The following is a 9,662-nucleotide window of genomic DNA, read 5'->3' on the forward strand; positions in this document are numbered from 1 at the left end:
ACACTATGGCAGAAGTAAATGTTGAAAAACTAGCCGGCGATATAGGTACAACTGTTGATAAATTGCTACAGCAGTTTTCACAAGCAGGTATCACTAAGCAGGCTACTGATAATGTAACTGAAGCAGAAAAAGCAACGTTACTTGATCATTTAAGCAAGCATCATGGCGGTACTGGTTCAGATGGCCCAGCGCGTATGACTTTACAACGTAAGAGTAAGAGCACATTAAGTGTAACTGGCTCTACGGGTAAAGCTAAAGCTGTTCAAGTTGAAGTTCGCAAAACACGTACATACGTGAAAAAAAGCGCAATGGAACAAGAACAAGAGCAAACACGCTTAGCCGCTGAAGAAAAAGTGCGCCTTGAAGAGCAGCAAAAAGCTGAGCTAGAAGCCGCAGAATTAAAAGCGAAACAAGAGGCAGAACGTAAAGCGAAAGAAGACGCTGATCGTAAAGCCAAAGAAGAAGCTAAACGCAAAGCTGATGCAGAGCGTAAAGCGAAACAAAAGCAGATGACCCCAGAGCAAAGTGCTAAGTCTGAGAAAGATCGCATAGAAGCTGAGCGTCTGCAAAAAGAAGCAGAAGAGGCCGCATTGAAGAAAGCTGAAGAAGAAGCGAAACGTCAAGCAGAAGAAGCAAGAAAGCTAGCTGAAGAAAACTCGGCACGCTGGAAGAAAGAAGAAGAAGAACGTAAGAAACGCGAAGAAACAGCGGATCACCATCTTACGACTTCTACTTATGCACGTGAAGCAGAAGATGTTGCCGATGCTCGTGATGAGCAAGGTACACGCCGTGTGAAGAAAAAGAAAAAAGCGCCAGCAAAAGATAAATTTGCAGCGTCAAGAGGCCGTAATAAAGCCAAGCTAAAAGCACCAGCATCATTACAACATGGTTTCCAAAAACCAACTGTTGATGTTAAAAATGAAGTGCGTATTAGCGAAACAATTACAGTAGCTGAGCTTGCATCACGCATGGCAGTTAAAGGCGCTGAAGTTGTTAAAACAATGATGAAAATGGGTGACATGGTTACCATTAACCAAGTGATTGACCAAGAAGCTGCGCAACTAGTTGCAGAAGAAATGGGTCACAAAGTTATCATTGTTAAAGAAAACGAATTAGAGCAAACAGTACTTAATGATCGCCATGAAGATGGTAAATCAGAGCCACGTGCTCCAGTAGTTACTGTTATGGGTCACGTTGACCATGGTAAAACATCTACGCTTGATTACATTCGTTCAGCAAAAGTTGCTTCAGGCGAAGCAGGTGGTATTACACAGCACATTGGTGCATACCACGTAGACGTGAACGGTCACATGATCACGTTCTTAGATACACCAGGACATGCTGCATTTACTTCAATGCGTGCTCGTGGTGCTAAAGCGACAGATATCGTAATCCTTGTGGTTGCAGCAGATGATGGTGTAATGCCACAAACTAAAGAAGCGGTACAGCATGCTCGTGCTGCTGGCGTTCCTTTAATTATTGCTGTAAACAAAATGGATAAAGAAGGCGCAGATCCAGATCGCGTTAAAAACGAACTTGCTGTACTAGACGTTATTCCAGAAGAATGGGGCGGTGATACGCAGTACGTTCATATTTCTGCAAAAACAGGTTTAGGCATCGATGACCTTCTTGAAGCTGTATTAAACCAATCAGAGCTTTTAGAGCTTTCAGCTCCTACTGTAGGTATGGCTGCTGGTGTTGTTATTGAATCTCGCCTTGATAAAGGTCGCGGTCCAGTAGCTTCTGTTCTTGTTCAATCTGGTACGCTTAACCAAGGTGACATTGTATTATGTGGTCTTGAGTACGGTCGTGTTCGTGCAATGAGAGATGAGAACGGTAAAGACATTAAGTCTGCTGGTCCATCTATTCCAGTAGAGATTTTAGGTCTTTCTGGTATTCCTGCTGCAGGCGATGAAGCGACAGTTGTTAAAGATGAACGTAAAGCGCGTGAAGTTGCTTTATACCGTCAAGGTAAATTCCGTGACGTTAAGTTAGCTCGTCAACAAAAAGCTAAGCTTGAAAACATGTTTACTAACATGACTGAAGGCGATGTCTCTGAAGTTAACGTGGTACTTAAAGCAGACGTTCAAGGTTCAATCGAAGCAATCTCTGATTCACTAACTAAGCTTTCTACTGATGAAGTAAAAGTGAAGATTGTTGGTTCAGGTGTTGGTGGTATTACCGAGACTGACGCAACACTTGCTGCAGCGTCTAACGCGATTGTAGTTGGCTTTAACGTTCGTGCTGATGCATCAGCTCGTAAAGTTATCGAGACTGAAAACTTAGACTTACGCTACTACAGCGTAATCTACAGCTTGATTGACGAAGTTAAGCAAGCAATGTCAGGTATGTTAGCACCAGAATTTAAGCAAGAGATTATTGGTCTTGCTCAAGTTCGTGACGTATTCAAATCTCCAAAAATTGGCGCTATCGCTGGTTGTATGGTTACTGAAGGTGTTATTAAACGTAGCGCGCCTATCCGTGTACTTCGTGAAAACGTTGTTATCTACGAAGGTGAACTTGAGTCACTTCGTCGCTTTAAAGACGACGTTGCTGATGTTCGTAACGGTATGGAATGTGGTATCGGCGTTAAGAACTACAATGACGTTCGCGTTGGTGACCAAATCGAAGTATTTGAAACAGTTGAAGTACAACGTACTCTATAATTGTTACTAGGGCATATTGAACCGCTGGGGTTAACACCTCGAAGTTTGATACGCTCTACGCTAAGATTTTAAATGGGGGCTTAGCCCCCATTTGTGTATCCATTATTTAGTTAACTTATTATTTAATTAACTTATTATTTAATTTCAATAAGTTATTATTTTAGGACAAGTATAATGAGAGAATTTTCTCGCACTGATCGTGTTGCTCAGCAAATTCAAAAAGAAATTGCTGTAATTTTACAACGCGAAATTAAAGATCCACGCTTAGGTATGGTGACAGTGTCAGCGGTAGAAGTGTCGCGCGATTTATCTTATGCAAAAATCTTTATCACTGTGTTTAATACACAAGATGAAGATGCAGCAAAGCAAAGCGCAAAAGTACTTAACGAAGCGACTGGTTATATTCGCTCGTTACTTGGTAAGCGTATACGCGCACGTATTATGCCTGAGTTAAAGTTTGTTGTTGATAACTCACTTATGGAAGGTATGCGTATTTCTAACTTAGTTGATTCGATTATTCGTGAAGATAATGCTAAGCATGTAGATGACGAAGTTGAGCATGTTGATGACGAAGCTGAGAGTGTTGATGCTGCTGAAGTTTCAGACAGCGAAGAAAGTACTAAGCACGTAGACGATACAGATAGCGAAGAAGGCACTAATACAGATGGCAAAACGCAGTAAAGGCCGTGCGGTTGACGGTATTTTGTTGTTAAACAAACCTGAAGGCATTTCATCAAATAAAGCACTACAGCAAGCAAAAGGTGTTTATTTTGCGCAAAAAGCTGGACATACAGGTGCTTTAGATCCACTTGCCACAGGTATGCTGCCAATTTGTTTTGGTGAAGCAACTAAGTTTACGCAGTTTCTACTCGATACAGATAAAACCTATATTGTTCGAGCGCAACTGGGTGAGCGTACAACAACATCAGATTCTGATGGTGAAATTGTTAGCACAAAAGATGTGAACGTAACGCGTGAGCAGCTAACAAAAGAAATTGCCGCATTTGTTGGCGAGTCTGATCAATATCCATCAATGTATTCAGCGCTTAAGTACCAAGGCAGACCTTTATATAAGTATGCTCGCGAAGGTATTGAAGTACCTCGTAAATGCAGAAAGATAAATGTATTTAGCTTATCATTTGACGAATTTGATGAAGAAAGCAACATATTACAAATGACGGCCCATGTATCTAAAGGGACTTACATTCGTACTATCGTTGATGACTTAGGTGAAAACCTTGGCTGTGGTGCTCATGTTATTATGCTTCACAGAACTGCTGTTGGTCAGTATCCCGCAGATAAAATGGTAACGCTTGACGAAATTGAAGCGTTGCTTGCTAAAGCGAAAGAAGAAGAGGTTGCTCCTTCTATCTACTTAGATTCGCTATTATTGCCAATAGATACTGCTTTAACCGATCTGCCTGTTGTTGAAATAACAACTGAACAGGGTTCGGTGTTTAGCCACGGGCAGGCGGTAGAACTTCCTGTTACTTTGCCTGAAGGGGCAATTAAAGTGGTTGCAGAAGGGGTATTTATTGGTACTGGTGAGCGTAATTCAAGCGGTCATTTAAAAGTCAAACGTGGTCTTGCTAGTCAGCAAGATGATTACGTTAAACCGCAATAAAAAGTAATATGTATTATTAACGACAGCTTATTAATACATATTGTGGATAATTAACTTGTAGTTATCCCCACAGTTGGTAGAATACGCCCGCTTAATCGTTTTGGCTGAATTAGTGATCGGCTAAGACACCTTTTAAATTTAATTTCTGGAGTTATTATGTCACTAAGTAATCAAGAAAAAATCGATATCATTGCTAAATTTGCACGTGCTGAAGGCGACACTGGTTCACCTGAAGTACAAGTAGCTTTACTTACTTTTGATATCAACAAGCTTCAAGGTCACTTTGCTGACCACAAGCATGACTTCCACTCGCGTCGTGGTCTGCTTCGTAAAGTAAGTACTCGCCGTAAACTGCTTGATTACCTTAAAGGTAAAAACATCACGCGTTATACAGCATTAATCCAAGAACTTGGTCTACGTCGCTAAGAACTTGATTACAAAGAAAGGAGCTTTTTAGCTCCTTTTTTTGTGCCTGAAATTCCTGCTAAAACCTGCAATTCGTTTTTAAACTTCTTGAATTTAAAAATAAAAACCCCATTATTCAAACTAGATAAAATGATTTTAAATACGTATTTAGAGTCGTGTTTATCTGATTGCTAGGCTCGCATTTTAACGGTGCTTTGGTATATACTACGGCACAAGCTAAAAAGGTTTAGCTTGATTATTTACGTCATCGCCAATTGTAGTACTTAATTGATTTTAAAATAAATACAATTATGTACTGTAATTGGTTCTTTGATGGCAACTTATTTAAGAACACATTTAAGGAATATTTTAAGTGCAAGCAATTATTAAAAAATTTCAACTAGGTCAACACACAGTAACCCTAGAAACAGGTGCTATTGCTCGTCAAGCTGACGGCGCAGTACTTGTAAGCATTGGTGATACTTCAGTTTTAGTAACTGTTGTAGGTAAGCGTGAAGCTCAACCAGGTCAAGACTTTTTCCCACTAACAGTTAACTACCAAGAGCGTATGTACGCTGCTGGTCGTATTCCAGGTGGCTTCTTAAAGCGTGAAGGTCGTCCTAACGATGGCGAAACACTTATTGCACGTCTTATTGACCGTCCAATTCGTCCACTTTTCCCAAGCGGTTTCGTAAACGAAGTACAAGTTATTGCTACTGTTGTTTCTGTAAACCCTGAAATCCAACCTGATATGGTTGCGATGATTGGTACTTCAGCAGCACTTGCTATCTCTGGTATCCCGTTCAGTGGTCCAATTGGTGCATCTCGCGTTGGTTACATCAACGGCGAATACGTACTTAACCCTACATTAAAAGAGCTTGAAGAAAGCCAACTTGATTTAGTGGTAGCCGGTACTGATAAAGCGGTACTTATGGTTGAGTCAGAAGCTAACGTACTTGCAGAAGACGTAATGCTTGGCGCTGTTGTATATGGTCATGAGCAATCTCAAGCGATCATCACTGCAATCGAAGAATTTAAAGCCGAAGCAGGCAAACCTACTTGGGATTGGACTGCACCGGCTAAAAACGTTGCACTTGAAGATAAAGTAGCAGCAATTGCAGCTGATAAAGTAGGCGCAGCTTACTTAATCACTGATAAAGTAGCGCGTAAAGAAGCACTTGGCGAAGCGAAAGACGAAGTTGTTGCAGTACTAACAGCTGAACTTGCTGAAGGCGAGTCTTTAGACAAGCAAGAAGTTGGTAAAATCTTCGGTTCACTTGAGAAGAAAATCGTTCGTGGTCGTATCGCTGCTGGCGAAAAACGTATCGATGGTCGCGAACCAGATATGATTCGTGCACTAGATGTAATGACTGGCGTATTACCGCGTACTCACGGTTCTGCTATATTTACTCGTGGTGAAACTCAAGCGTTAGTAACAGCTACACTTGGTACAGAACGTGATTCACAGTTAATCGACGATTTAACTGGTACTCACAAAAACCACTTTATGCTTAACTATAACTTCCCTCCATTCTGTGTAGGTGAAACTGGTTTTGTTGGTTCTCCTAAGCGTCGTGAAATCGGCCATGGTAACCTTGCTAAGCGTGGTATCGCTGCTGTAATGCCAACATTGACTGAATTCCCATATTCAATCCGTGTAGTATCTGAAATCACTGAATCAAACGGTTCATCTTCAATGGCTTCTGTATGTGGTACTTCACTTGCACTTATGAATGCTGGTGTACCAATTAAAGCATCTGTTGCGGGTATCGCGATGGGTCTAGTTAAAGAAGACGAAAAGTTTGTTGTTCTTTCAGATATCTTAGGTGATGAAGATCACTTAGGTGACATGGACTTTAAAGTTGCGGGTACTGCTGCCGGTATCACTGCGCTTCAAATGGACATTAAAATTGAAGGTATTACTCAAGAGATCATGCAAATTGCTCTTAAACAAGCAAAAGCAGCACGTTTACATATCCTAGCGGTAATGGACGAAGCAATCTCTACACCTTCAGAAGAGCTATCTCAATTTGCTCCTCGTATTTATACTATGAAGATCCCACAGAAGAAAATCGCTGAAGTTATCGGTAAAGGCGGCGCAACTATTCGTCAACTTACTGAAGAAACTGGCACAACGATTGAAATCGGTGATGATGGTACAATTAAAATTGCAGCTACAGATGGCGAAAGTGCAGCTAATGCAATTAGTCGTATTGAGCAATTAACAGCTGAACTCGAAGTAGGTACTATCTACGAAGGTAAAGTTGTACGTATCGTAGACTTCGGTGCGTTTGTAAACATTCTTCCTGGTAAAGATGGTCTAGTACATATTTCTCAAATTAGTACTGAGCGCGTTAATAACGTTGCTGATCACCTTTCTGAAGGTCAAGAAGTTAAAGTTAAAGTACTAGAAGTAGACCGCCAAGGCCGTGTACGTCTAAGTATTAAAGAAGCAATGGAATCAGCAGCACCTGCAGCTGACGCGCCAACTGACGCGTAATTGCTAATACTTCATCCAGATATATTTACTGGATAATATAAAAGGGGGCTGTTTAGCCCCTTTTTTTATGCTTTAATGAGGCTAATTAAATTTAAACAAAGATTATTCAAGGAAGCTAAATTACTCATATATAGTGATCAAAACCTTAAATGGAATACCAATGCATTTAAATTTGATGTTGTTATTGAGCAATTTTAGTGTGGCAATAATAGTTCGTCGGTTGTTATGAACCTATTCAGGCATTTCCTGTCATATTGTTACATATCTTGGTACTAAGGATTTTAATGAGACTCAAACACTTAGCTTTGGCATCTTTCGCTATTTTGTCTTTAAGCGCTTGCCAATCAACTGCACAGTCAGAACCTACACCTATTATTAATGTGCCTTTTACTGCTCCATTAGCTTCTGACTTTAGAAGTGAAATTGCTATAGCACGTTATTCAGAGCTACTTAACAGAGCCGATCTTAGTCCCGAACAACAAGCAAAACTGTACTACGATCGTGGTGTACTATTTGATAGCTTAGGCATGACTACACTTTCGCGCATTGACTTTAATCGTGCAATAAAGTTAAAACCTGATTTATCAGAAGTGTATAACTTCTTGGGTATTCAACATACGCTAATGCAGCAATACGAAAAAGCTTATGAGTTTTTTGATTCGGCATTAGAACTAGATGAACAACACGAATACGCTTATTTAAATCGTGGCATTGCACTTTATTATGGCGACAGAGCCGATATTGCTAAAAGCGATTTCGTTGAGTTTTTAGCGCGCTCTCCAAATGATCCTTACCGTGTACTATGGCTTTATTTGGCAGAGGCTCAAGAAAATAAAGAGCAAGCGCTTACTGAGCTAAAAACAAATGCAACAGCGCTTGATGAATCACAATGGGCGTATCAGCTAATTTCGCTTTTTACGGGTGATATGAGTGAACACACATTTTTATCAGGCATCAGTGAGGGTGTTAAGTCAGAACAAGAATATGCGCAGCGTTTATGCGAAGCTTATTTTTATTTAGCTAAGTTACACCAAGCCGCAGGTAATGAGTATTTAGCCTCTGATTATTTTAGATTAGCGCTTGCTACTAACGTCCATGAGTTTATTGAATACAAGTATGCGCGTTTAGAGCTTGAGCTAATGACTGGCGAAAACGCGGGTTAATATTTTAAAGATAGTTGGTGTATTACTGTGTAGCTTGTTAATTTCTGGCTCCAGTAATCACCATAATGTACTTGGCTTTTGGCACGTTTTAAACGCAAAAGCCAATGCTGTGCAAAGTTATTGGCAGTTTCCTCGTTATTTTTCTCAGCATTTACAATTACTCCCTGATTTTAAGCTCGCTTTATTAGCACGTAACAAAATTCCTTTTGCGCAATATGTGTATTCTCTTAGGTTATTAAAAAATAAACGTAGCGATACAGCTAAACTATTTTGGCAAGCAAGTATTTATAGCTTAAGTGAATCACAGCGGCAAAATTTAGCACGCCAGTTATTTACCCAATCTCGGTGGGATGACCTTAAATTATTAGCTAAAAATGGTTTACTGCCTAAAGGTGATACTTTAAATCACCTTAATTTAAAATTAAGTGCGCCTTACACCAATATTCCAGAATCGTTCATACACAACCTTGGTTTTTTAGCATTAGGTTCAGAGTTGCCTGTAAATAATCAATGTTTGTTTAATGTGGTAACGATGAGCGATCATCGTAGCGGGCTTTATAAACTCTCTGAGCTGATAAAAAAATACAACGAAAAACCAGAACCTGATAACAATGTATTTTGTTTCACTAAGCCTGTTTATGTTGCAGGCGCTATTGATTGCACAAATACAGTAAATAAAATGGCGCAGTGCAATTGGCAGTCATCATCATTAAAAAAACAACTTTCTGGAAAATTTGATTTTATAATAATGATGCCAAGGTATGGCAGTGCGAATGTACAAAACAACATAATGCAGCTGAATTCACATGTTAACTACAACGTATTTTTACATGAACTTATGCATTTTAGTGGTTTTGAGGATGAATATGCGCTGCCAAATACAAAACAAGCTTGGTTATGTAGTAAAAAAGGGTTTGTTGCACCTAACTTATTTATTTCGCACGGAGAACCTGCACCTAAAGGGTGGTATAAAAGTGAGAGCTGCCAGCAAGGTGGGACAGCTTATAAACCATCTAAAACTTGGTCCATTATGGAATATCAACAGATAGGGCTTTCAGAGCAATATAGGGCGCTTTGGCAAGCACATATAAAGGCTACCCCTCACCGTTTTTAACCCTAGAATACTTTTTTCGTAATTTTACTTTCTTCGTTCAATATTCATTCAGGTACTACCGCTTTTTATAGACAAAAAGCATGTTTATCAGTATAACTATATGTATTAATGTCGTTAAAAAACAGGCAGTAAAAGCATCACTTAATGTAAACCAAGTGATGCACTGATAAACTTATGACTCTAAAAGGCC

General features: G+C 39.9%; 7 protein-coding genes. All 7 read left to right on the forward strand.

Features of this window, described 5'->3' with window-relative positions; all coding sequences use genetic code 11:
• The first annotated feature begins 5 nt into the window (after window positions 1–5).
• Window positions 6–2,666 (forward strand): translation initiation factor IF-2, encoded by a 2,661-nt coding sequence (infB, locus tag GQR56_RS10485; RefSeq protein ID WP_166111100.1) that lies wholly within the window; start codon window positions 6–8, stop codon window positions 2,664–2,666.
• Window positions 2,667–2,840: 174 nt separating this feature from the next.
• Window positions 2,841–3,347: a 30S ribosome-binding factor RbfA gene (gene rbfA, locus GQR56_RS10490; RefSeq protein ID WP_024610131.1), complete on the forward strand. Its 507-nt coding sequence runs from the start codon at window positions 2,841–2,843 to the stop codon at window positions 3,345–3,347.
• Window positions 3,331–4,290, forward strand: a complete 960-nt coding sequence (gene truB / locus GQR56_RS10495; RefSeq protein ID WP_166111103.1) for a tRNA pseudouridine(55) synthase TruB — start codon at window positions 3,331–3,333, stop codon at window positions 4,288–4,290. The genes rbfA and truB overlap by 17 nt, the downstream gene beginning before the upstream one ends.
• Window positions 4,291–4,446: 156 nt before the next feature.
• Window positions 4,447–4,716, forward strand: a complete 270-nt coding sequence (gene rpsO, locus GQR56_RS10500; RefSeq protein WP_024610129.1) for a 30S ribosomal protein S15 — start codon at window positions 4,447–4,449, stop codon at window positions 4,714–4,716.
• A gap of 352 nt (window positions 4,717–5,068) precedes the next feature.
• Entirely contained in the window at window positions 5,069–7,195 is a 2,127-nt protein-coding gene (pnp, locus tag GQR56_RS10505; protein ID WP_166111107.1) for a polyribonucleotide nucleotidyltransferase, read from the forward strand.
• Window positions 7,196–7,479: 284 nt separating this feature from the next.
• The gene (gene nlpI / locus GQR56_RS10510; protein WP_024610127.1) at window positions 7,480–8,358 is read left to right on the forward strand and encodes a lipoprotein NlpI; all 879 of its coding nucleotides are present in this window, start codon (window positions 7,480–7,482) and stop codon (window positions 8,356–8,358) included.
• Window positions 8,359–8,392: 34 nt separating this feature from the next.
• Window positions 8,393–9,472: a hypothetical protein gene (locus tag GQR56_RS10515; RefSeq protein WP_240920926.1), complete on the forward strand. Its 1,080-nt coding sequence runs from the start codon at window positions 8,393–8,395 to the stop codon at window positions 9,470–9,472.
• Window positions 9,473–9,662 lie beyond the last annotated feature (190 nt).

The sequence above is a fragment of the Pseudoalteromonas sp. Z9A5 genome (assembly GCF_011378875.1).
Lineage (GTDB): Bacteria > Pseudomonadota > Gammaproteobacteria > Enterobacterales > Alteromonadaceae > Pseudoalteromonas.

What these genes read in the sequence shown, in the direction of transcription:
- infB (WP_166111100.1), top strand. Translation starts at nt 6, where the DNA reads ATGGCAGAAGTAAATGTTGAAAAACTAGCCGGCGATATAGGTACAACT.
- rbfA (WP_024610131.1), top strand. Translation starts at nt 2,841, where the DNA reads ATGAGAGAATTTTCTCGCACTGATCGTGTTGCTCAGCAAATTCAAAAA.
- truB (WP_166111103.1), top strand. Translation starts at nt 3,331, where the DNA reads ATGGCAAAACGCAGTAAAGGCCGTGCGGTTGACGGTATTTTGTTGTTA.
- rpsO (WP_024610129.1), top strand. Translation starts at nt 4,447, where the DNA reads ATGTCACTAAGTAATCAAGAAAAAATCGATATCATTGCTAAATTTGCA.
- nlpI (WP_024610127.1), top strand. Translation starts at nt 7,480, where the DNA reads ATGAGACTCAAACACTTAGCTTTGGCATCTTTCGCTATTTTGTCTTTA.